At 58.9% G+C, this 21,493-nt stretch carries 23 protein-coding genes; 4 read left to right on the forward strand and 19 right to left on the reverse strand.

Annotation, left to right across the window (positions count from 1 at the left end):
• The 3 genes from ACRTG1_RS19595 to ACRTG1_RS19605 all read left to right on the forward strand — a co-directional run.
• Positions 1 to 1,118: porin (locus tag ACRTG1_RS19595; protein ID WP_432516646.1), on the forward strand; the 1,118-nt coding region annotated here is incomplete at its 5' end.
• Positions 1,119 to 1,452: 334 nt separating this feature from the next.
• On the forward strand, positions 1,453 to 1,836 hold the full coding sequence (locus ACRTG1_RS19600; protein ID WP_432516875.1) for a VOC family protein: 384 nt from the start codon (positions 1,453 to 1,455) through the stop codon (positions 1,834 to 1,836).
• 29 nt (positions 1,837 to 1,865) lie between these two features.
• Complete coding sequence (locus ACRTG1_RS19605; RefSeq protein WP_432516876.1) at positions 1,866 to 2,255, forward strand: cupin domain-containing protein; 390 nt, start codon at positions 1,866 to 1,868, stop codon at positions 2,253 to 2,255.
• Positions 2,256 to 2,877: 622 nt separating this feature from the next.
• Here ACRTG1_RS19605 and ACRTG1_RS19610 read toward each other — a convergent pair.
• Complete coding sequence (locus tag ACRTG1_RS19610) at positions 2,878 to 4,389, reverse strand: amidohydrolase family protein (RefSeq protein ID WP_432516877.1); 1,512 nt, start codon at positions 4,387 to 4,389, stop codon at positions 2,878 to 2,880.
• Between the two features lie 90 nt (positions 4,390 to 4,479).
• A complete protein-coding gene (locus tag ACRTG1_RS19615; protein ID WP_432516878.1) occupies positions 4,480 to 7,851 on the reverse strand; it encodes an autotransporter domain-containing protein in 3,372 nt (1,123 codons plus the stop codon).
• A 427-nt stretch (positions 7,852 to 8,278) separates the two neighbouring features.
• Here ACRTG1_RS19615 and ACRTG1_RS19620 point away from each other — a divergent pair, with 427 nt between their 5' ends.
• Complete coding sequence (locus tag ACRTG1_RS19620; protein WP_432516879.1) at positions 8,279 to 8,977, forward strand: helix-turn-helix domain-containing protein; 699 nt, start codon at positions 8,279 to 8,281, stop codon at positions 8,975 to 8,977.
• A 398-nt stretch (positions 8,978 to 9,375) separates the two neighbouring features.
• On the opposite strand, the gene ACRTG1_RS19625 is transcribed toward ACRTG1_RS19620, so the two are convergent.
• The 17 genes from ACRTG1_RS19625 to ACRTG1_RS19705 form a co-directional block, all read right to left on the reverse strand.
• Positions 9,376 to 9,969, reverse strand: a complete 594-nt coding sequence (locus ACRTG1_RS19625; protein WP_432516880.1) for a hypothetical protein — start codon at positions 9,967 to 9,969, stop codon at positions 9,376 to 9,378.
• A 185-nt stretch (positions 9,970 to 10,154) separates the two neighbouring features.
• Positions 10,155 to 11,729 carry a hypothetical protein gene (locus ACRTG1_RS19630; protein WP_432516881.1) on the reverse strand — a complete coding sequence of 525 codons (1,575 nt, stop codon included), beginning with the start codon at positions 11,727 to 11,729 and terminating at the stop codon, positions 10,155 to 10,157.
• A 572-nt stretch (positions 11,730 to 12,301) separates the two neighbouring features.
• Positions 12,302 to 12,673 (reverse strand): hypothetical protein, encoded by a 372-nt coding sequence (locus ACRTG1_RS19635; protein ID WP_432516882.1) that lies wholly within the window; start codon positions 12,671 to 12,673, stop codon positions 12,302 to 12,304.
• The gene (locus tag ACRTG1_RS19640) at positions 12,666 to 12,845 is read right to left on the reverse strand and encodes a hypothetical protein (protein ID WP_432516883.1); all 180 of its coding nucleotides are present in this window, start codon (positions 12,843 to 12,845) and stop codon (positions 12,666 to 12,668) included. Before ACRTG1_RS19640 ends, ACRTG1_RS19635 begins: the two co-directional genes overlap by 8 nt.
• A gap of 19 nt (positions 12,846 to 12,864) precedes the next feature.
• Entirely contained in the window at positions 12,865 to 13,323 is a 459-nt protein-coding gene (locus tag ACRTG1_RS19645; RefSeq protein ID WP_432516884.1) for a hypothetical protein, read from the reverse strand.
• Positions 13,320 to 13,829 carry a lysozyme gene (locus ACRTG1_RS19650; RefSeq protein WP_432516886.1) on the reverse strand — a complete coding sequence of 170 codons (510 nt, stop codon included), beginning with the start codon at positions 13,827 to 13,829 and terminating at the stop codon, positions 13,320 to 13,322. The genes ACRTG1_RS19645 and ACRTG1_RS19650 overlap by 4 nt, the downstream gene beginning before the upstream one ends.
• Complete coding sequence (locus tag ACRTG1_RS19655; protein WP_432516887.1) at positions 13,822 to 14,040, reverse strand: hypothetical protein; 219 nt, start codon at positions 14,038 to 14,040, stop codon at positions 13,822 to 13,824. The genes ACRTG1_RS19650 and ACRTG1_RS19655 overlap by 8 nt, the downstream gene beginning before the upstream one ends.
• Positions 14,041 to 14,236: 196 nt before the next feature.
• Positions 14,237 to 14,656, reverse strand: coding sequence for a DUF4376 domain-containing protein (locus tag ACRTG1_RS19660; protein WP_432516888.1), 420 nt, complete (start codon positions 14,654 to 14,656; stop codon positions 14,237 to 14,239).
• Positions 14,653 to 14,967 (reverse strand): hypothetical protein, encoded by a 315-nt coding sequence (locus ACRTG1_RS19665; protein WP_432516889.1) that lies wholly within the window; start codon positions 14,965 to 14,967, stop codon positions 14,653 to 14,655. The genes ACRTG1_RS19660 and ACRTG1_RS19665 overlap by 4 nt, the downstream gene beginning before the upstream one ends.
• A complete protein-coding gene (locus ACRTG1_RS19670; protein ID WP_432516890.1) occupies positions 14,967 to 16,568 on the reverse strand; it encodes a hypothetical protein in 1,602 nt (533 codons plus the stop codon). Before ACRTG1_RS19670 ends, ACRTG1_RS19665 begins: the two co-directional genes overlap by 1 nt.
• On the reverse strand, positions 16,558 to 16,767 hold the full coding sequence (locus tag ACRTG1_RS19675; RefSeq protein WP_317560965.1) for a hypothetical protein: 210 nt from the start codon (positions 16,765 to 16,767) through the stop codon (positions 16,558 to 16,560). The genes ACRTG1_RS19670 and ACRTG1_RS19675 overlap by 11 nt, the downstream gene beginning before the upstream one ends.
• A gap of 25 nt (positions 16,768 to 16,792) precedes the next feature.
• The gene (locus ACRTG1_RS19680; RefSeq protein WP_432516892.1) at positions 16,793 to 17,083 is read right to left on the reverse strand and encodes a hypothetical protein; all 291 of its coding nucleotides are present in this window, start codon (positions 17,081 to 17,083) and stop codon (positions 16,793 to 16,795) included.
• Positions 17,067 to 17,567, reverse strand: coding sequence for a hypothetical protein (locus ACRTG1_RS19685; RefSeq protein ID WP_432516893.1), 501 nt, complete (start codon positions 17,565 to 17,567; stop codon positions 17,067 to 17,069). The genes ACRTG1_RS19680 and ACRTG1_RS19685 overlap by 17 nt, the downstream gene beginning before the upstream one ends.
• Entirely contained in the window at positions 17,567 to 18,022 is a 456-nt protein-coding gene (locus ACRTG1_RS19690; protein WP_432516894.1) for a hypothetical protein, read from the reverse strand. The genes ACRTG1_RS19685 and ACRTG1_RS19690 overlap by 1 nt, the downstream gene beginning before the upstream one ends.
• A complete protein-coding gene (locus ACRTG1_RS19695; protein ID WP_432516895.1) occupies positions 18,015 to 18,413 on the reverse strand; it encodes a hypothetical protein in 399 nt (132 codons plus the stop codon). The genes ACRTG1_RS19690 and ACRTG1_RS19695 overlap by 8 nt, the downstream gene beginning before the upstream one ends.
• Positions 18,406 to 18,822 carry a hypothetical protein gene (locus ACRTG1_RS19700; protein ID WP_317560970.1) on the reverse strand — a complete coding sequence of 139 codons (417 nt, stop codon included), beginning with the start codon at positions 18,820 to 18,822 and terminating at the stop codon, positions 18,406 to 18,408. The genes ACRTG1_RS19695 and ACRTG1_RS19700 overlap by 8 nt, the downstream gene beginning before the upstream one ends.
• On the reverse strand, positions 18,822 to 21,491 hold the full coding sequence (locus tag ACRTG1_RS19705; RefSeq protein WP_432516896.1) for a phage tail protein: 2,670 nt from the start codon (positions 21,489 to 21,491) through the stop codon (positions 18,822 to 18,824). The genes ACRTG1_RS19700 and ACRTG1_RS19705 overlap by 1 nt, the downstream gene beginning before the upstream one ends.
• Positions 21,492 to 21,493 lie beyond the last annotated feature (2 nt).

A 21,493-nucleotide genomic window follows, 5' to 3' on the forward strand; every position in this document is an offset into this window, starting at 1 on the left:
ACATGAAACTCAAGAGCCTTCTCATCGGCTCCGCAGCTCTCGCAGCTGCTGCCACCGGCGCAAAAGCAGCCGACCCGATTGTCGTTCCCGAGCCGGAGCCGATGGAATACGTTCGCGTTTGCGACGTCTACGGCGCAGGCTTCTTCTACATCCCGGGCACCGAAACCTGCCTGAAGATCGGCGGCATGGTCCGTTACCAGATCAACTGGAACGAGAACGACGACGGCTGGCGCAAGTACGCTCGCGGCGAGCTCAACATCGACGCCCGCTCCGAGACCGAATACGGCACGCTCGGCGGCTTCATCAAGCTGCGCGCAACGTCCACGACCGGTGCGACCGCTACGTTCCCGGCTGCTTGGGACGTCAACGACGGCAACGCCTACTCCACGGGTGTTGGCTCGACCGTTGGTCTGCAGCAGGCAATCATCTCGCTCGGCGGCCTCTCCATGGGTCTCTCCGACACGCTGTACGACGCATCCATCTCGGGTGAGTTCGACAATGGCGGTGGTGATCGCGTTCACTTCATCAACTACACCTTCGCAGCAGGCAACGGCTTCACCGCCACGCTCGCTCTCGAAGAGGCTGACAGCAACTACGACTACACGCCGAACTTCGTCGGTAAGGTTGGCGTTGCTCAGGGTTGGGGCACTGCAGACTTCTACGCTGCTTACGACGCAACTGCAGAAGAGTTCGCTCTTAAGGCAATCGTCAAGGCTGACCTGACCGAGCGTCTGTTTGCACAGGCAATGGCGATCTACGAAAGCGGCATCAACTTCTACTCGACCGATCCGTTCGATCTCGGCGGCTTCGGCACGCCGAACGTTGCTCGCTTCGGTTCGGAGTGGTCCGTTGGCGGCCTCATCGGCTACAAGTTCACGCCGAAGCTGAAGGCTTCTATCGGTGCTCAGTACTACGACGCCGTTGGTCATGACTTCATCTCGAACCTCGCAGGCGGCGACGTTGATGTCATCAACGCTGGTCTGACCGTGGATTACGAGATCGTCGAGAACTTCGACGCGAAGCTCGCAGTCAACTACACCAACATTGATGCGCCGGCTGGTACTCCGATCATGGACGACCACTGGAGCGGCTTCATCCGCTTCCAGCGCAACTTCTAATCAGAAGTTACGATGTTTTGGGAAAGGCCCGGCATTCGCCGGGCCTTTTTCATTTTGTAGAGCTTAGAATGCAACAGACCCAAAGGTTGTTCCTGTCACGATCGCTATTAAGTAGAAGCGCAAACACTCGCCCTCCCCTTATGCCAATTTTGATTTGTTGCAGTGGCATCAGATGTCCTGCTTGAGCTGAAGGGCGAATAGCGGGCACGTTGCATCTCCGATGGTGCCTCGTGTGTCTGTGTCACTTGCTGCATATTTGCTGCGGCTTCCATCCTGGGTGTCGGAACCGAAGCAGCCCGTGCGTCCTAGGGGGAGTCTAACAAGGAGACCATCCATGAACGCACTCAAAAACAAGCCTTCATCAGCCATTGTAGCGGTAAGCGACATCGATAGGGCGAGGCGCTTCTACAGTGACGTTCTGGGACTTGAACTCTATGACGAAGGCATGAAAAGTGTGCTGGTCTACAAGACAGGTGCGACGCACCTTGTCGTCTACCCTTCGGAATCTGCTGGCACCAACAAGGCCAATGCGGTGGTGTGGGACTGCGGAAAAGATATCGACGCCATAGCTACTGATCTGAGTGCCAAAGGTGTGACGTTCGAGCGCTATCAGATGGAGGGCGTATTATACAAGGACGGGATCCATGACGCGAACGGGTTCAAGATGGTCTGGTTCAAGGATCCTGACGGCAACATTCTCCATCTGAACAGTGCATGAGCGTTTCGTTGATGCAGGGAGCGGATGACATGACGCGCAACGATTTCGACGTTAATTCGGTCAGACCAAGCGAAAGCGCACCTGCGCAAGCAATCCTCTTCGATCCAGGTACTGAGGGCCCTTGGCGTGGCTCTTTGTCGGGTGAAGCGCTCGGAGCACCTGTGACCGTACTCACTTACGGCACCGACCGTACTGGTGAAGGCCCACGTCTTCACGTGCATCCCTATGACGAAGTGTTTGTAGTGATCGAAGGTCGGGCCCGCTTTTTCGTTGGAGACACGGTTCTCGACGCGACTGCCGGACAGGTAGTGTTCGGCCCGGCCGGCATCCCACACCGGTTCGAAAATCTGGGACCAGGACGCTTACAGACCATTGACGTCCACCATTCGCCGCGCTGGATCCAGACCGACCTCGACTAGATGAACCGGCGACGAAGCAAACCTATTTGCCTCAAGTTCGGCAGGCTTTGTCGGCCGTGAGCCACTCTGCGCCCGCGACCGCCTGCCGTAAGGAGATCGCCACGACGACAGCAAGGAAGAAGCGTCGCGCATGCTGGAGTGGGTCTATACGCTGTGCGTTAAGGACCGATAAGGCCAAGCACCTGACGTGCGGGGATCATACTTAAGCTCACCACCCGTCGCCATGTCCACGATGAACTTGGCAAGCTGGTTGGCGTCTCTGGGTCTCTTGGGCTTGTTTGTCATGATTGATTTTTCAAAACAGCCGTATGAAAGTCGCGGGTGCCTTTCCATCTGTAAAGTTCGCCGCCACAACCCGCGCAGCATAGAACCCCTTTGTCTCTCTCAGGGTAGTCTGTGTAGCTGACTACGTTCACCGCTCCGCAGTGTTCGCAGGTCATATCTGCTTTGCCTTGCTCCAACATGAAACCAAGATAGGGTCAACAAGATCGTGACGCAAACGGAACCTCGCAGGCGTGTGAGGACTAAGTTTCAAACTGCCCCACTACCCAAAAGAACGCTGACTACCACAAGGGCAGCCGGGCTTTCAAACGATGCCCTGCCACTCTGTTTCCATCAATCTTCAGTGCGCAGTCGCACGAATCGGCCTGCCCGGACGCGCCGTCTGATCCAACTCACCATCGCGAACAACAAAGCCTCCACCGACGATCAGATGACGGACACCAGCCGAATGCTGCCGTGGATCCTCGAATGTTGCCCTGTCGATGATGGTTTCGGGATCAAAGACAACGATGTCCGCGTCTGCACCCTCACGAATGCGGCCCTTGTTCTTCATGTCGGGCACGGTTTCCTCCAGCAGCCTTGCAGGAAGGAGGCTTGAACGACGGATGGCCTCGCTCAGGCTCATGAGCTGACGTTCACGGACGTAACGGCCCAGAACGCGCGCGAACGTGCCAACCGAGCGGGGATGGGATATGGCCTCTTCTGGCAGCGGCCAGACGGGATCAAGAAGCTCTTCGCCGTCCACTGTGAATGGCATGGCGTCGCTGGCTATGATGCCGTCGGGGAAGATGACGGCCTTGTCGATCAGCGTCGCATCTTCCTCTATGCCTTCGTCAAGGTAATGGATGATGGACAGTCCCATCGGATCTGTTTCCTGTATCTCGGTCAGGCGTTCGTCGCTCTCTGGACGCTCGCCTGTCTTGAGATAGACGATGCTGTCGTGTTCCAGCCCTACACGCTGAAGTTCGCGTGCGCGCAGGAAGGGCGCGGAAATCACCGTGGACCCGGCACCATAAGGATAGGATTCCGTCGTCACACGCAGCCCCTGTTCCTGCGCCTTCAGGATCATCCGGGAAACCTCCGGAATGAAACGGGTCGCTGAACTGCTGAGATGGCAGATATGCATTTGAGCACCCGTCGCTGCCGCTGCTGCAAGCACCTCGCCATAGCCCTCGATTGCGTGGCCGGGCTCGTCGTGGAACTTGCCACGCACGTGGGTAAAGGTGGGAACATTGTAGCGCGCGGCGAGCTTCGCCGCTTCATAATACTCGACCCGGTTTGTGTTCGGGACATAGCCTGGAAGAAGGCCGATGCCGATGCCCCCCTGTTTGAGCCCATCCTCAATGCGCTCAATCACCTGTTCTGAAACGTCTGAAGTCACCCTCTGGTCGAAGTTCTCCCCGAGGATCTCCATTCGGACATCGATCCAGCTGACGGCAAAGCCGTAATTCAGCGGCAGACCATTCTCTGCAACATTGTCGTAGGCCTGCTCCAGCGGCCATGCGCCCCGCTCCAGTTCCAGCGTGGTTGTCACACCATCGAAGGCCTGCATCCATGCGGACGGGATATTGAGGGCATGTGAATGAAGGTCGATAAAGCCGGGCGCGACGACCAGTCCCGTTGCATCGACTTCTTCTGCGCCGTCAAGCGGCTCTTCGGAGACGACCACCACCTTGCCGTCGACAATCCCGACATGCCGCGTTGCGTCCAGCGCCGATTCCGGGTCGATCACGCGGCCGTTGGCAATCACCAGATCATATACCGGCACGGCCTCCGCCCCCGCAATGTTCAGAGTGATGAGGGAGCAGCTTACGGCTGCCGCAGTGAGAAGAACGCTGTGTCTGGTTTTCATGACGTTTCCCTGTCTTTTGCCCGTCACAGGCTGCGCGTCCCTGTGCCTGGCCTGCGGATAACAGGCAGGCCGGAAACGCTGGGACGAATTTTAGAAGCTGATGGAGAGTGTCGCGTCGAGAGTGTGTCGCGCAGCGCCACGGGCAACCTGCCCCCCATAGGCTGCTCCGAGCTTGGCGGCATCGCTCAATGCAAACGAGAAGCCTGCCTCCAGAAGCAATGTGTCTGCCGCAATGGGCGCACCGGCAACGCTGAAGGCATCGCCTCCCGCCAGTGCATGGCGCGCCAGGGCCACTTCATTGTCAAATGCATGCTGCCAGCCGATCGCCCCGTGTAATGCGCCGCTGAAGACGTCGAGACTGACATCGCGCTCCATGCGCATTCCCAGCGTTGTGAATGTGACATTGCTGGTCTGCGCGAGCGCCTCCAGAGCTGCAGCGCCGCCCTCTTCCGCATAACCGCCAGACGAATGGGAGATGTGAGCAATCCCGGCAAAAGGTGTGACCGTCGCCACAGGCGTCTCTACCCGATAGCCCAGCTCTCCAAAGCCCTGCGCCGTTCCGGCGTCATACCCTGCAGACAGGGCATCGCTGAACCCCGCAAACGCGACCGAGCGGCGCACATCCACTTCATGTCGGGTATAGGCGAACCCGCCGCTGAACGTGAGCGCCTCCCACTGGCGTCCACCATAGATGCCGAGATGGTAGTTATCGCCGCTGCCAGCCGAAGCTCGATCTGCCGAGCGAAGGGATGAACGGCTGTACCCCGCCATGAGCCCCAAATTCCAGCCAGCGACCCCGGCGTCAGCCCCCAGCAACAGACCACGCGTATCATGCGTGTATTGCGCCGCGTTCCCATCGCTGGAAAAGTTCTGCCAGGAGCCGAAACCCATGCTCCAGAACTCCGGCGCAGATGCGGGCACCCCGATCCCGAATGCCCTCCGGACGCGCTCCGAAGCCGCGTCCCGCAAAAAGCTGCTGTCGGCGATGAAGCCGCTTCTGATCGATCCGTATATTTCTCCGGAGATCGCGTCGAATGCACCTGGCGCCTGAGCGTCACTCAGGCCAAGAATGGCGTCAAAAAGCTGATTGCCGCTCCCCAGTCCTTGCGCTCCAATGGCTGCAACACGCTGATTGTGTGTTTTTGCCAGTTCGGAAAAGTTCGTGTCATTGCGCGAAAGAGTGAGCAACACAGCGTCGGGATCGTAGGCAAGCGCGGCATCAAGGAAGGCGAAATTCTCCGTCACTCCACTGAACGCACCGCTCACACCGCCCGTTGCGGTGAGGATCGTGTAGGTTGTCGCGGGATCATAGGTGGAACCGTCGTCTGTCCCGTTTTCGGCGCGCACATTCACTGTTCCACCATTGATAAAGGCATGGCCCCAGACCGCCAGTCGATCGCCGCTTCCGGCGTTGTCCACTTCGACTTCAAAGAGTGAGCCGTTTTCGAAGGTCGCGTTTCCGGAAACGCTTTGCGTCCCGATGGAGTTGCCAGGTTTTAGAACACCACCTGAAGCCACGGTCAGCGCTCCCAGGTCGCCGGATCCGCCAAGCACCCCTCCATTGAGGACTTCAACCGCGCCACCCAAAGCGCCATTGCCGCCCACTCCGACGATCAGCGCACCATCGACAACCCTGGTTGTTCCGTCAAAGCCGGAGCCATCGCCCGTGTAAACAAGCGTTCCCGCCCCCTGTTTCTCAAACCCGCCGGTTCCTGAAATGCTGCTGGCGAGAACGGAGCTGTTGCCGCTTCCGCCGGTGAACAGCGTGTTGGCCTGCAGACTGATGTGCGCACCAGCAACACCGGCAAGTGACCCTATCGTTTCATCGTCATCAAGCCGAAGCACGCCGCCCTGAAGCTCGACCGCGCCCGTATCGGCAAGCGCGTCACCGCCCTTGAGAACAAGCGTTCCCGCCTCAACAATCGTGCCACCGGTATGAGTGTTCGCGCCGTGAAGCGTCAGAGACCCGTTGCCCTGCTTGATCAGGCCACCCGAACCGCCAAGAGCGTAAGCGCTGTGAACCGAGAAGCCCTGCGTGTCGATGTAAGCGCCACCCGCGGAGATTGTGACGTCACCCACCTCAAACCCGGCAAAAAGGTTGTACTGATTGGCAGTAAGCCGCAGAACTCCGCCATCGAAAATGAGGCTTCCTTCCCCGGACGTTTCGCTGACCTGCTCCGTTTCCAGAACGCCTCTCGCCCCCGCCGCGCCAGAAAGCCTCAGCGTACCAGACCCATTGCTGAACATGCCCAGCGCGACCCGGTCGGCAGAGACAAGCGCGCCCTCGGAAATTTCGAGCATCCCCTCACCGGCGCGGCCAACGACGAGGTTCCCGTCAACCTCCCAGTGCGTCCCGGCACCTGAAACCAAAGCCGTCCCACGACCGGTTGCGTTTGTCCCGAGAAATGCAGAGCCGGACTGTACGACGCCGCCATCCTCAATGGTCAGCGCGCCTTTGCCAGTTCGACCGACCTCCAGTCCGTCATCCAGACGCCAATTCGACCCAGCTCCGGAAACCAGCACCTCGCCAACTGCGCTCTGGGCGTATCCGATGCGCGCATCGCGGCTTTCGACAAGTCCACCATTTTCAATGGTGAGCCCACCCTTTCCGAAACGGCCAATCTCCAGCGTTCCGGCGCTGAGCCACGACGACCCGGCACCAGTGACGAGAGCCTTTCCGGTCGTCCCGGAACCCCACCCGATCTGACTGTTGTAGCCGCTGACTACGCCTCCATTGCTGATAATCAGGGACGCATCATCCCCGCCGGACGCAGCCACCACAACGTGCCCAGCCGTATGGGTAATGCTTCCGCCATCGACCGCAAGTACACCTTCATAAACGGTCGTTCCGGATTGATAGCGATTGTGTCCGGTGAGCGTCAGCGTGCCCGAGCCACGCTTGAGCAGACCGCCAACACCTTCGAGACCAACAGACGTCGCAACCGAGTGTTCCTGCGTGTCGATATAGGCATTCGAATAGCCGATTCTGATGTCACCATCGTCAAAGCCCGCAAAGAGGTCCGCCTCATCGCGCGTCAGGCGAAGAATGCCGCCGTCAAAACTGATCGTTCCGCCGCCCGCACCAACACTGACCTGACCGGTTTCAAGCACGCCGCGATCAGCTACCGATCCATGAAGCCAGAGCTGCCCCTCGCCCGAAGCCCTGTCTCCAAGCTGCACGTCGGTCGCAGACGCAAGGCCTCCGTTTTGCAGGATCAGCATTCCCGCACTCAGATCACCAAGGATAAGGCTACCAGGAAGCAGCCACGGGCTCGGTTTGGTTCCCGCGCCATCGCCATCCACGGTCTCCATGGAGCCATCGATGATTTCCTGCGCTTGACCGTGTCCCACCACCGCAACGACACTGAAGGCGACCAGGGCCGTGCTTGCCCACAGCCGCCTCTTTCTGATCGCCTCCGCGCCGCTGGAAACACGACCGCTCGATAGCGTTTTTAATTTCATGGGACGCCCTGACTTTCCGGTATTCGCAAATTACAAATTCGACCGGAAGCTACTGGCAGGCGTTTTATTTAGCTACATGAATTGATTATCACTTTCATGATGACTTATCATTTTCATTTCTGGTTTCAGACATTCAGCCAGCGCGCAGTTTTCCACGTTTTCAGGGGCAGAACGATCAATGCAGCAAAATGGAGATGCACCGGAATGGCGCATGGTCGGAGGCAATGCGATTGCCATTCCCGGTGCACATGGAAGGGTGGAGCGCCTGACATTCGACAATGGTGTCGCCATCTATCGGTCGGAGATCGAAGCCGAAGCGGACTGCCGTTTTACCGTGACAAACCGGTTGCCCCAGCCGTGGATCGGCTTCTCTGTCCAACTCGCCGGCGGCGCAGATTTCAGCACGCCCATCGGGACCACGGGCCCCATGGCCGAGAACACGCTGAGCCTCATGAGGGTTGGGCCGTCCGGCTTCATCCTGGATGTTCGCGCTGGAACGTTGATACGGCATACCGGCGTGGCCATCTCGCTACGCCTTCTCAAACGCCAGCTAAACGGAATTCAGCCGATGAGGCTTGCCCCCTTCATGGCGCGTGGCAAATCACTGGAGCGCCTTGAGAGCATTCCGCTTCCAGCCGGCGTCAAGACGCTGGCCACAGGCCTCTTCGGCCCCAGCATAGATGGCCCATTGCGGGCCATGACCATTGAAGGCCTGGGAAAGCAGCTTTTCAGCCAGGCGATGACCGCTTTCTGCGAATATGATCCTGACGGCGAGATGTTTACCGAATGGGAGCTTATGCGCTTCGATGAACTTGTCGCCCATGTGAAAGACAATCTGAACGACGGTGCGGCTGCACGAAACTTTGCAACGCGCGCAGGTCTCAAGATCGCGCGGGTGGAGCAGATGTTCAAGGTGTTGCGCGGCGTGAGCCTTGCCGCCTTTCTGCGCACCGAAAGACTGCGCACGGCCCGCCGCCTGCTGCTCGATGAAAAGTGCCAGGTCAGCGAAGTGGCCTACCGGTTGGGATACCGGCATGTTGCCAATTTCTCACGCGCCTACCGGGCTCAATTCGGAGAATCACCGGCAACGACACTGCACAGGCCGAGAAACAACCGTAACAGGTAAACAAGTCAACCTTGCGAAGACCTCGACCCTCCATTCACAGCCCGTGCCGTGTCACCTAAAGAGGCAATGGCTTCCTAACCACCTAGCCCAACAGCGTTGTCGAGCCCGTGCACAAGAAGGCGATGCCGGTCATCCTCACCACCGAGGACGAAATGACCGCTTGGCTTACAGAGCCATGGGAGGATGCGAAGAAGCTTCAACGCCCCTTATCCGACGACAAGCTTATGATCGTTGATGCACCGGAGGCACCCGAATGAATGCGTTGCCGTCGTGAGAGCTGCCGTTATTCTGAACAGGCCAACACTCGGCCAGCGGTGGTTAGCAGTTAGTCTGCTATTAGGACAGAATTTAGAAACTCTGACATCAAACAATCGCCCAATGACATCAATGCAGATTGTCTATTGCTTCACTTCGTTTAGGAAGGTCCGCATCGCCTTCCGAAACTGGAATAGTGCTTCAAAGCCTAATTGGAGCTGATCGCCATCGTTCGGAGGCGGATAGACGAAGGCCCTGATAACCTCGATTGACTTTCTGTTCCAACGACTACTCGCGTGGCACATGACATTTCGGGCAGCGATGAGTTCTAGACAGCCATGCTTGGCCCACTCGAACTTTGGATCAAGATGCGTCGCCAGCTTCTCAACTTTTGACTGCGGAAAACCCCCACCACGTTCACCTCGGGCCGCCAGGATGTCGTCCATCATGCCGTCGAGAATGACGACAAGATCTTGGATCAACATCTGGATTACTTGTCCGGCGATGCTCTCGAAGTGCTCGTTCGGATCTCGCCGGAAGATAACTGTCTTCTGCCCCATAGGTTGAGCAGCCAGGACCGAGTTGTATGACCACCCTGTGGGAAGCCATGTTTTAGCTTCTTTGATGCGATCAGCCAGAGTATCCAATTCACCGAAGCTCTGCTCCTTTGCAAGGCTCAGAGAGTGGATCAATGTATAGAGGGTATTCGTCCAAACGTTTACGCGATCCCAGTTCATCCCTTGCCCCTCTGTGCATCAAACAGGGTCTCGTGTATCCGATAGTTGCGCGCTGAGATAGTTGATCGTCCGCTATGGAGGTGAGGTTTTAGCTTAAAACGAATCAGAAACAGTGTCGAACTGAGAACAGCCAAGCAGACAACTGACTAGCGCCATTTGTTGCCTGAAGCTCTGCGGTGACTACCTTAGAAAATCCCCCACCAAGGGAGCACGGCGGTGACGTCCATCGGGTACTCCTTGCGGATCAAGGGGACACCACATTCACGAGCCACTTCGGGCAAGCCGTACCCGTCAAATTTGTCTGCAGTGGCATGACGTAGAACGGCCAGGAAACCTGCCTTGTCTGTTAGCGCGAGAGTTTGGTTCAACTCTTGAACGGACGCGAATACTACACGGCGCATGTCCTCATCCGTAATGTCTGGATCAACGCCCGCGAGTTCTTGAGCACGTGCCAACGCATTATCCCGGAGATCCTGCGCCATTTGCATCCAACCATCCATCGTGAGGACTACGCCTAATGCGTCCGGCGACACGGTATGGTCGACGTAGACCTTGCGCCTTACATGAGAAAAGAAGCGCCACAGCTGGAAAATCCCCTTTGCGATCTGCTCAAATCCCTTTGCGGCTGAGACTTCAGGGTTCTCGGCGAATTGTGCCTCAAAGGTCAATTTCGTGGTCTTGCACTCGATGGTGAGAACCACTGTTTCTCCATCTTTCACTAGGCAATCCGGCGGATCTATCCGCCGACCTTTGGGGCCATAAGCCTCTGCCTTCATCGCCTTCAGGTCAGGCAAGTAGCCTGTTACAAGAGATCGGATGTAGCCTTCGAACCGGGCGTTGGCTTCAGTCAGTAGATTAACGGGCCCCTGCTTGATATCATAATATAGCCCCGCTGTTGCTCGGTTCATGACCAGATCTGGCAACGGAGCAATGTAGGTGGGCCGCTTACTATCCACGCGGATAATCGGGTTCAGACGTAGGAGGCTTGGCATGTAGGCGACGCGCAATGGGCGCCCAAGGCGCTTGGCCGCATCCGTATTCAACTGAACCGCATATGCTCGAGCGTCCGGTAGTTGAATGCTCAGTAAGGCGATGACCCTTTCCATTTGGTCTTTAGTTAGGCCGATAGCCTTAGGGTCGGGCGCTTCCGTCCACGGCTTTCCTCGCAGAACACTGAAGAGGACAGTGCTCAGGCATAGGAAATCGGAGACCGACACTCCGTGAGTTTGCTCGAAGAATTCAGCACAGGCTCCCTGCCCATAAACGTATGCAAATCGATAGAGCTGCTCCGTGTTTGGCCCACGCTGCCACGAAAACTGACGCTGACCGATACGATACATTTCTTCCATGATATCTTCGGGACGGCTTCGCAGCACATACTCCGCACCTTCCATGTCACGAAGAGTATTCGTCAACATGGCGGCGGAGGCAAAACTGCTGCAGTTCGACACATGGTATCGGCCTTTACGGGGCCGGTCTTTCCGAGTGGTCATCAAAGAAGTGACGAAAGTTTCCAGTTCCCATGGGTAAATGGCGTACTCTCCCGAGATGGCGTCCGTTGCCGCCTCCTTAGGGTAGTTCAGGAAGCTGGCCGCAGCAGCTGCATTGCCTGACTGGAGAGCACGTACCGCCCAGATCATGGTCAGGCATGCGACGTCGTCAGCTCTCCCAAACCATTTGAGATAACGTTTACGCAGGGTGTAAAACTTGACTCGGGTTGCGGCACGCGATGGCTCCTTGCGCGTTTCGTAGCTATCCAACGGCTGAGTCCCTGTAAGGTCTGGTCCGGCGATCACGACACTAGCTAGGCAATGCCAGATCGTCCAGCGATGGCAACTTCGACGCGATACGTGAGATTGAGGAGTCAGTTGGAATCTTGATACCTCTGGCGGGTTGCCGGAACGCTACGCTACTCCGCGTAGTATCGCCAACGCCGACATCGGACTATTCCCCACGCGGATCGTCTGGATCGAGAGGCGGGGCAACGCCAGCCGCGGCTCCGGAAGTTTCTTCGCCGGTTCTCTGATGTATTTGGGCAAGAGCTCGAACCATCGATCATCATGAACCGAGAAGCCGCCCCGAATGATCTTAGCGGGACATCACCAATGGCCGACGGCAAAACCGGATAGACTGTTTGAGATCCAAAATCTCCCTGCAAAATAATCATTCCTTTAGGATCGCCGCAGCATGTTCCTTTCGCCCGAAAGGGCCACGGGTGCGGCATTGATCCTCTGGTGTGTCGAACGGGATGGCGCCAACCATTCCCCGTTGTTTCGAAGTTCGCGCTTCGGAGCCTCCCGTGGATTCTGGAGGCAAATTTGCATTCTTGCTATCATGGCTCTCGCCCTCGCTGAGCAGCTTCAAGCCGCTGAAGGATCTCGCGGGTAACCCGCATGTCTGCGGCCAGCCCGTTCAGCGTGCCTTCGACGGCGCGCATTGCTGCGGCCGCGTCGCTGGCCTGCTTTTCGACATTGCCAAGACGCAGCTCATGATTGTCGAGGCGGCGTGCATCCGCCTCGAGTTTTGTCAGCCGCAGATCAAGCCGCTCGATATTCTGGGAGTTCACCTGCCGGCCGGACTGCAGTTCCTTGAGCGTCCAGCCCCAGGCCACCAGCCCGGAGGCAAACCCGATCAGCACGGCAATGGTGTTGATGTTCCATTCCCAGCGGAACTTCGGACGATGCATCGGCTTTTCCTCACTCACGCCCCTGCTCCTCAATTGCGTTGACTGCCTCGGTGAGCGCAGCCTTGCTGCGCCCACATTCCCCCAGATTGCGGCGGTCCACCGCCCAGAGCCGCGCCACCTCCGCCGCGCCAAGCGCCCGATCCGGCAGGCGGACCACGGGCCTGCACGGCACTTTCAGGCTCTCGGGCACCCTCGCCCGCTCGCCCCTTTCAGCGACCGATACCGTCGAGTTGGTCCCGCAGGCTCCGACCAATAAAAGGGCGCACAACGCAAGCATCACGTGAGGCTTCCGCATCGGCCTTCTCCTGTTCTGTGATGGCTTCTTCCAGCGATCGGATGCGTTCGGCATCCTGATCGCGCGCTTCGAGATACTCGCGCTCTATGACCCTGATGGCGGTCTCGGTGGCGCGCCGCTCTTCGGCCATGCGGGCCAACAGCTGCCGCCGCGCCTCTTCCCAGCGCGCCCTTTCCTGCTCCGTGCCGGCGCGCCACACCCGGTCCACCCGCCCATCCACGATGCTCTCAAGGCCGGGGCCGAGCACGGGCAGCAGCCGAAGTGGACCGAGCGGCAGGCCTTCGTAGAACAGGATGGTTGCGGCGACGGCAGCGGCCGCAACGAAGGGCGGAGAAGCAAGCACCCGATATCCGCCGAGCAGAGTGAACATCATTCAAGCCCTGCAAGGCAAAGCTCCAGCTCGCCGATCCGCTGCCGGTCACCATACTCGCGCCGCCGCTTGAGCCCTTCCACGACCTTGCCACCGGCGCGGTTGAACCAGGTCATGGCGTGGCAGGACCCCACAAGATCGCCGCGCCGCGCGCGCTTTGCTGCGGTCGACCGGCACACGGCGGAGACACCGACATTATAGGAAAGGTCAAGCGCCGCTGCCTGCCAGCTCAGCGGCTTGTCGTCGAAACCGGCGATGCACTTCTGCAGGGGCCGGTGGTAATCCCGCTCCATGCGCTCATAGAGCTTTTTGCTGCATTCCTCGTCGGTCATCACCATGCCGGGCGTGACACCTTTGGTCTCGCCCGCACAGATCGTCCAGACCTGCCCGAGACGATCCCAGTAGGCGCGGTTTTCCATTCCCTCCCAGGGCAGCGTCAGATAGGTCACGGTGAGTGCGATCAGCCCCAAACCGGATGCAAGGGCAGACCGTGCGCGGCGACTAGCCATCGGAAATCTCCTTTTGTGCGATGATGCGTGCGATGAAGGCGGCGGCCACGGTCACGAAAGACAGCGCGGCAAAGATGCCGGCGGGGATCGGCAGGAAGCGCTCGATCAATGGAAGCGCGACTTCTGCCCCGGAGAGGGCAGCGGCGAGCGCGATAAAGCGGATGCTCCACGCATAGCGAAGCACCGCCTTCCAGTTGGGAAGAAGGCGCATGGACTCTTGCTCTGTAGGTTGGATACGGGTTGCTGGACTTGGCCGTCAGCGGACCCAGACGACGGGAAGGATTACGCGATCACACCAATGGTGCGATCACACCACTCTGCTACCTTGGATTGCCGACGAGCGAGGTAATCGCCCTTGAAGCCCCAAGCTTGAAGACGTGAATTAGAACGCCCTCGCTCGTCGGCGCTCACCGCCACCACTTATCGTCAGCGAAATCACCCGGGATCGGATCAGCATCTTTGAGCGTCCGAGCAGCAAAGATATGAGCCTGCTTGTGCGCCATTGCAGCCTGCCCCAAGGCATAGACTGTCTGCGCATCCATGGTATGCATCGTGTTGTCGGCAGCGATCCATGCGAAGTCTTCCGCACCGCCGTGCCATCGCAGATCTCCCGGCTGCGCGCCGGCCACAATAGCGCCCAGCGCCGCCGTGGCCGCGCCCGCGATATTCTCACGGTCCTCCGGGCGCGATTGATATTCGACGCCCTCGAAGATGAAGCCGCCGTTGATGCGACGGTCTCGCTCGGCGTCAACGGCAGACTTCAGATGAGCCTGCTGCTGTGCTGCCTTCATCTCGGCCGTGATGAGCCTTGAAACATCGATGTTCATTCTCCCGCCTCCACCGGTTCATCGGAAGGCAATTCAATCGGCCCATCGTCGTTGACGGTGATCGGGTGCGGAAACGCTACTGCCTGCGAGGGGTTCGGACCGTGCGGCAGAAACAGCGAGATGTGCAATTCGCCGCCAATCCGCTCGACGGGACCGGCAAACCAGTCGCTACTGATCGCTTCTTGAGGAAGGGTTGCGCCGTCCGGCACAACGGAAAGGTCGAACGCTTCACCGTTGACGGTCAGCACGTCGCCCAACTTGGAGAGAGAAAGAGACGCATCGCGCCGCTGCGGGGAATAGGAGATCTGCATCAGTACCACCTTCCGATAGCCATGGCGCTAATTCCTGTCCCTGTCCCGGTTGGGCGGGATGAAATATCATAAGATCGCAACGTCGCAGAAGTCAGCGAAAGAGTGCTTATCGCGGCCCATGACGCACTAGTGCCCCACTTCAGATAGGAGCATGTCACTGCGGGTAAATCACCGACAAACGCAACAGGGTAAGCCCACGCGATAGCACCGATAAACAAGCTTCCGTAGGCGCTATCAATCGCAAAGCTTGTGGTTGTCCATGTACGCCAACAAATCAAAGTACCGTCTGCGTACTTCACCCACGAACCATTTGCGTTGGAGCCTTTTTCAATAATCGCGCCTGTGGGAGTTCCACCACCCGAAACACTAACCGTTCCGACAACGTTGTCTTGTCGATAAATGTATTGACCTTTCCAAATAAGATCCGCTTCATCGACCTGAAAAAGAGTTCCAAACGATGAACGAATTTGAAACAGTTCTGCATTGAAACGGGCTAGCGCCAGAAATTCGCCACCGGTTCGCGGGCCAAAATTCAGTTCGCCGTTATCGGGAGCGTTCAGCCAGCCTCTACTACTCCCGACGCTACCTACATTGTCACTGTAGAAGCCGTAACCTTGCTGAAGGTCAATAAGCTGATTGGAAGCGCTGAGTGAAGTGTTGAAGGCCAGAGCGCCTGTAAGGGTGCCTCCTGAGAGTTTCAGGAAATCATTGAGCGACTTCCCGCCATCCTTGATCAGCTTCCCGGTCGCCCCATTGAAGACCGCAACGTTTCCGTTTGTCGCTCCCGCAGGGCCGACCACATCGCCCGTCCCGGCTCCGTCAGCACCTTTCGCTGCAACCAGATCCCAATAAGTTTGCCATGAAGCGCCGACGCCCGGTTCGCTTGCTGCGCCAGACGTGTGCGCCGTGGTGCAGATGTAGGACGAACCGCCATTCTCCACACCGGCCAATTCCGCATAAGCCGTAGCGGTAGCCCATCCGCCCTGCCAATCATCCCACGGAGAACCTGTGTCACCCTTTGGGCCGGTCAGATAGGCGGGATCGCTCCAATCCGCTGCTGTTGCGCTGCTCTTGGTGTATATCCCCGAACGGCCGTCACCGACATCGGCAACAAGCACGGTGAAGCCTGCCGCCTCGTTGTCATATGCGGCGCGGCCCGCTAAATCCGCCACCTGCACATCGAAGTTCACACCGTTGATCAAGTCTTCCTTCGCGATGAGGTCCAGCGCGCCGGGTCCGGTGAACATCGGTATCCTGTTTGCCGCCCCGACAAGCCCCGCCAGCGCCGACACGTTGCCACTCGACAGGAGCTGCCCGATTTCCTGCAATGCCTGCCGGTAGGCTACGTGATAGGGCGTGAAGGTCACGCGATACGGCGCAGCGGCCTGAGTAGGCCCCGGCCACGGATAGGCCAGTGTGATCTGCGTATCGCTGTCCACCGACGCAATCGGGATCGGCATACCCACATGCTTGCCGAAATCATCCGCCGGCCGCACGATCTGCGACCAGGCAGTGCCCTGCCCTGTCACAACGGTCTGGCCCTGCGTGATGGATGCAGTGCCGGTCCCGTAGTAGCCCTGTTCGTAAAGGTTACCCGCCATTCTGCGCACCTTTCTTGTCAGCCTTTGCAGCGGCGTCCTGCAGCTTGCCGTTGATCTTCGTCAGCCGGTCAATCTCCTGCTGTCCGCGCTCCAGCGCGTCGGCAAGCATCAGGGTGCGGTTTCGATAGAAGTCGACGAGCGCGGTCAGCTCGACGGCAAGCGCCATCGGGCTGACCTGCTTCTTCTGCTGGTCAGTCATGGATTGTCCGATTGTGTTGGTGGTTTCAGAGGTGCGCGATCAGCGCCTTGATGTCGTTGCTCGAAGCGGCAGCCCGTACCGCGGCCTTCAGGTCGCGGCGCTCACGATCAATTGCCGCCAGCTCTGCATCCTGTTCCTTCGCGCGTTCAAGGATGGCTTCCCGATCCGCGACCAACTCACCTGCCGGCACGATGCGCTTCAGCATGTACAGCGCCGCCATGGGGCCGAGAACGGCATCAATGCGCGCAGCGTAATGCCTGTCGATAAGATCCAGAGCCTTCTCCCGGTGGAGCTTCGACCTACTCAGTTTCAACATTGAACACCTCCTCCAGAAGCGGCCAGGGCGGGGTGACGCAGATGCGGACGGGACCGGGTTCATCAACCTCGAAAGAAAACTCGCCTGCCGCCTCCACACGCGCCATGCTGCTCATGTCTTCTGGATCGAGAAGAATGGACAGCGCAGATCCTTCAGGCAGACCTGTCAGGGTGACCACACGGCCGGTCGCGCTCACTCCACAGCCGCTGGAAGGCCGGCGCACGATCTCCCCGTCGACCACATGGTCCGTCGAGAGGTCGCATTCAGCAAAGCAGAGGCCAGGCGATTCCAGAACGGGTTCGCCGTCGTGATCAAAAAGCAGATGCCCCGTATCGGGGTCCCGCTTCTGCACCTCTGGCTGTGGCGTCGGCGGCAGATCGAGAAAGGTCTGTCCGTTCTCTCGCATCAGCTCTGCCAGCCCTTCAGGAACAGGATCACTGATCACGTGAAAAATCCGCCCTGCCTGATCATATTCGACAATCATCAGCCTAACCCGTGATCCCAGATTGCGTAGTAGACCCGCGCCCGTGTCCAGACGCCGTTCTCAGAGAAGCTTGAATTGATCTCGACCGTGAACCGGTCGTTCCTGACGTTCACGACATATCGAATGGGCGGGCTTGGATTGTAGAAAGCGAAATAAGCAGCCGTCCCGATATGGTGGCGCGGAATCCCGCCAGAAAGGCCAACCGAGTTGTTGAAGCCATGAACGATAGAGAACACGAGCGGCCGGTAGGTGAAGCTTTTCCCGTACAACACCGTATGGTTGGCGGGGAAATCTCCTGCCCCTGGAACCGCAATATCGAACTGACCGAACAGCAGGCGCTTCATCGCGCTCCAGCGCGAGTTGAACAGCAACTGCCCTTCGGTCGCGGTCTTCACGTCGTAGCCCAGCTTTGAGACGCGCACGCCCGACGCGTCCAGCAACACCCTGTCAGGCACTGGCGATATCCTCCCGCAGGACAACGTAAAGCGAATAGTTCGTGTCGGAGATGTTGTTCTTTTCGACGTTCAACCGAATGCTGGTCAGGGACAGATAGTCGACCCAGTGAAATATGTGTGAGCTTGAGCCGACCGACACGATGGCATTTGCGCCCCAGTCGGACTGGATGATCACCTTCGGGTAGTATCCAAGATTGGGGACCGTGATCGTCACCGGGTTACCGGTCGTCAGATAGACGCGCGCCGTCTGCACCACCTGCAGGGTTTCGAAGCCCGGCGTCGTTCTGAAAAGAAGCTGCTCGTCAGAGGCGACATTCACGTCGAAGCCCGGCTTCGAGATGAACAGGCCGCTCTGCGCGCCTCGCTTTCCGAGGATCACCCGATCAACCATAGAAGTTCTTCATGACTGTGTAACGGAACGTTCTTGGCGAAGGGCCAACGTAACTGTCGTCGTCCTTTACGACCTGAAACCGATCCTTCCAGACATAGAGCATGACGTTGAAATCGTAGTAGCAGGCGACATCAATCAGGAACCACTGCGTAAGATCGTGGTTCGGCCCCGACATATGCAGAATGACCAGAGGCGGTTGAGCGAATGTCGTCCCGAAATAGATCGTCTGAGCTATCGTCGCGCCGGACTGAAAACTGCCGCGCATCAGGATGTTCCCGATCTCCGGCCAGCGGCTGTCAAAGGCTAGCCGCTCCGGTGACAGGGCGGTGTTCTTCACATCGAAGCCGGGGCGCGAAGCACGAAACACATGCGTGCCATCATGCGCGCCGATGAGAACGCGATCCGTCATCAGTCGGCGACCAATATGCGACTGTTGTCCAGTTCAATGCGCATCTTGCCGTCATTGCCCTGCACCAGACCCGCATTGACCGTGCCGATGTTCGCCACGTTCATACGCCACTCGCCGGCAGAATAGATCAGCGGGTTCAGCACACTGCCGCTGCTCAGATCCCCGAAATAAAGGCTCTCCGCATCGAGAACCACGCGGCTGCGCGGCGAGCCGCTGGTGCGGGCATCGAGGAAGATCGACGCCTGCTCGAAGGTCACACCATCGTCGGCGCTCACCTGCAGGACGGCCCGCGCCCAGCCACCGCCCGGTGACGCGCCCGCCTGAACACGAAACGTGCCGTTTGCCGACACGTCGTCAACCTGAGCGCTCACCTGAGTAATAGCGTCGGAGATGGCGGTAACCTGCCCCTCGACCAGTTCAATTTCCGTTGTGAGCAGATCGACCGCCTGTGCGATGTCCTCATCAATGGTGACTTCCAGCACCTCGATGCGCTGCGCTATGGCAGACCCCGGCCCCACGGCAACCAGAATGGCTTCCTGATAGGAGGCCCTCAGATTGCCGGCTGTTACCGCCGCCTCGCGCCGCAGTCGCTGGATCTGACCATATTGCTGGTCGAAATCAGCCATGTCGGAGGTGGCGTTATCGAGGGCGCGCTCAATGGTCTCGCGCGTGTTGAACTCGACGAACTCGGTGCGCTCGCCGATGGCTTCGTTGAGCCCGTCGAGATCGATGTCGAGATAAACGTCGAACTTCACATCAGGTGTGCGGACAGCCAACCAGCCCGACCAGAGGCTCGGACGGTTGGAGTATGGCAGGTAACGGCCGCGCACCTGGTAGTCCATGGCGGGCAGCAGCCCCTGCGAGATCAACAGCTGCCCGACCAGAACCTGATCGGTGCGACCGCGATAGACGATCTCGGCCGTGGTGGCGAGCCGCACCTCGAACTCGACGCCCTGCGTATCCTGTATGTCGCCATGCCAGCCAAGCAGGATGGCCGGGCGGCGCGGCTGCCCGTCATTGTCCGGCACGGTCGCGGGCGCAGCCGTCCAGTCATACATGACCTGCGGCTGCGGCTCGATTGGCCCCATCGGCCCGACCGAATAGGGCAGCTCGTCCGTTGCCGGCGTCCAGACGTAATCGCCCGGATCCACCTCCTGTATCGACACGGCCTGATTGGAGTTTTCCAGATCGTCCATCGACGAGATCAGAAACAGCTTGTTCGCATAGCCATTGCGCGCGCTTGTCCAAGACACCGTGTCGAGCGGTTCGAGGAGCCACGCCTCCGGCGGCAGCGTGTGGCGATGGCGCCTGAAACGCCGGTTGTCCTCCATCAGGGATTTCTGCAGACGCTGCACCTGGATCGGGAACGGCACCGCGTTGAACTCGATGGCCGCAATCAGTTCACGACCGTCATCCTCATCGACAAACGCCTGCGAGATCCGCCGCGGCGCATCCTTCATCGCCCATGCCGCCTGCGGCTCGGGATAAGTGGCGCTCACACCATTGTAGGTCTGCTCAAGCCCCGGGAACGGATCGAATGACTGATCCTGCGTGATGGCGATGCTGTCGTCGCTAAAGAAGTAGGACGGAAGTGCGGGCGCACCGACATGGATCTTGTAGACGCCGCCAATCTCGGCCATGCGTCCATTGCAGGATTTGAGCAGCTCCTCGATGACGGCGAGCGGCGACTGCTCGAACGGCTTGATCTCATAGCCGCAGCGGAACTGCCGGTCGCCATCCACCAGCATGTCGCACTCGTTCATGGCGGCAAACCATGACGAAAGCGGCAGCCGGCTTGCCGGGATCGTTCCGCCGAAGACCAGCTCACCTTCAAAGAAGATGCCGCGCAGAATGTTGTAGATGATCACCGCCGGATTGTCGGTGAACTCATAAGTGTCCGGATCGCCCCAGACATGGGTGCCCGAGCCACCCACGGCAGCATCGCGGCGCGGATCGTAAAGCGGCAGACCGGACACCTGCCAGATCGCTTCGGGCACATCCCGAAACAGGTCACGGTTGAACTCGGCCGTGAGGATCACATGGGCGACACCGCGCCCGACCATGCCGGCATCCCATGCGCGGGTACCGGCCCCTCCGAAGATCGTAAGCAGTTGCGAATCCGCAGTGGTGGCGCCACCGTCGATATACTTTGCGAAGAGCCAGTAGATCCCGGCGTAGTCACCATGGGTGAATTCGCTGAACGGATAGCTCCCCTCACCGAACCACGCGAAGGATCCGGGCTGGTCTCCAACGCCCGGATCGCGGTTGATCTTGCGGCCGCGCATCCAGACTTCATCGGAGATCGCAGAGACCGGCAGATCAGAAATGCTGATGACCTGCGCAAGCGCGGCGTTCGGGGTCTTTCGGACCTTGCCCCATGTGTTCGCGTAGACCAGATGCCCCGCCGTCGCGTAGGTGCCGACGATGAACGACATCGACTTCTCGCCACCGACCCCGACCCGCGTCTTGATCCCCGGCTGTGTGGGCTCCTCGTCCTTCATCAACAGGCGCTGCAGAAGCGACATGCCGACCTTGAGCGCCACAGACAGGATCAGCTTGCCGATGGTCGTCGATGTCAGCAGGCCGACAAGCCCCGCGAGCGGCGCAGCATGGGCGTGCGCCGTCGACGCCAGGATGATCCAGGCAGTCCAGAAGATCAGATGAAGCATGG

The organism is Nitratireductor sp. PBL-C9, from assembly GCF_050877045.1.
GTDB lineage: Bacteria > Pseudomonadota > Alphaproteobacteria > Rhizobiales > Rhizobiaceae > Nitratireductor > Nitratireductor aquimarinus.

Coding starts and splice junctions, on each gene's coding strand:
- ACRTG1_RS19600 (WP_432516875.1), top strand. CDS start 1,453: ATGAACGCACTCAAAAACAAGCCTTCATCAGCCATTGTAGCGGTAAGC.
- ACRTG1_RS19605 (WP_432516876.1), top strand. CDS start 1,866: ATGACGCGCAACGATTTCGACGTTAATTCGGTCAGACCAAGCGAAAGC.
- ACRTG1_RS19610 (WP_432516877.1), bottom strand. CDS start 4,389: ATGAAAACCAGACACAGCGTTCTTCTCACTGCGGCAGCCGTAAGCTGC.
- ACRTG1_RS19615 (WP_432516878.1), bottom strand. CDS start 7,851: ATGAAATTAAAAACGCTATCGAGCGGTCGTGTTTCCAGCGGCGCGGAG.
- ACRTG1_RS19620 (WP_432516879.1), top strand. CDS start 8,279: ATGGCCGAGAACACGCTGAGCCTCATGAGGGTTGGGCCGTCCGGCTTC.
- ACRTG1_RS19625 (WP_432516880.1), bottom strand. CDS start 9,969: ATGAACTGGGATCGCGTAAACGTTTGGACGAATACCCTCTATACATTG.
- ACRTG1_RS19645 (WP_432516884.1), bottom strand. CDS start 13,323: ATGATGTTCACTCTGCTCGGCGGATATCGGGTGCTTGCTTCTCCGCCC.
- ACRTG1_RS19650 (WP_432516886.1), bottom strand. CDS start 13,829: ATGGCTAGTCGCCGCGCACGGTCTGCCCTTGCATCCGGTTTGGGGCTG.
- ACRTG1_RS19655 (WP_432516887.1), bottom strand. CDS start 14,040: ATGCGCCTTCTTCCCAACTGGAAGGCGGTGCTTCGCTATGCGTGGAGC.
- ACRTG1_RS19660 (WP_432516888.1), bottom strand. CDS start 14,656: ATGAACATCGATGTTTCAAGGCTCATCACGGCCGAGATGAAGGCAGCA.
- ACRTG1_RS19665 (WP_432516889.1), bottom strand. CDS start 14,967: ATGCAGATCTCCTATTCCCCGCAGCGGCGCGATGCGTCTCTTTCTCTC.
- ACRTG1_RS19670 (WP_432516890.1), bottom strand. CDS start 16,568: ATGGCGGGTAACCTTTACGAACAGGGCTACTACGGGACCGGCACTGCA.
- ACRTG1_RS19675 (WP_317560965.1), bottom strand. CDS start 16,767: ATGACTGACCAGCAGAAGAAGCAGGTCAGCCCGATGGCGCTTGCCGTC.
- ACRTG1_RS19680 (WP_432516892.1), bottom strand. CDS start 17,083: ATGTTGAAACTGAGTAGGTCGAAGCTCCACCGGGAGAAGGCTCTGGAT.
- ACRTG1_RS19685 (WP_432516893.1), bottom strand. CDS start 17,567: ATGATTGTCGAATATGATCAGGCAGGGCGGATTTTTCACGTGATCAGT.
- ACRTG1_RS19695 (WP_432516895.1), bottom strand. CDS start 18,413: ATGGTTGATCGGGTGATCCTCGGAAAGCGAGGCGCGCAGAGCGGCCTG.
- ACRTG1_RS19700 (WP_317560970.1), bottom strand. CDS start 18,822: ATGACGGATCGCGTTCTCATCGGCGCGCATGATGGCACGCATGTGTTT.
- ACRTG1_RS19705 (WP_432516896.1), bottom strand. CDS start 21,491: ATGCTTCATCTGATCTTCTGGACTGCCTGGATCATCCTGGCGTCGACG.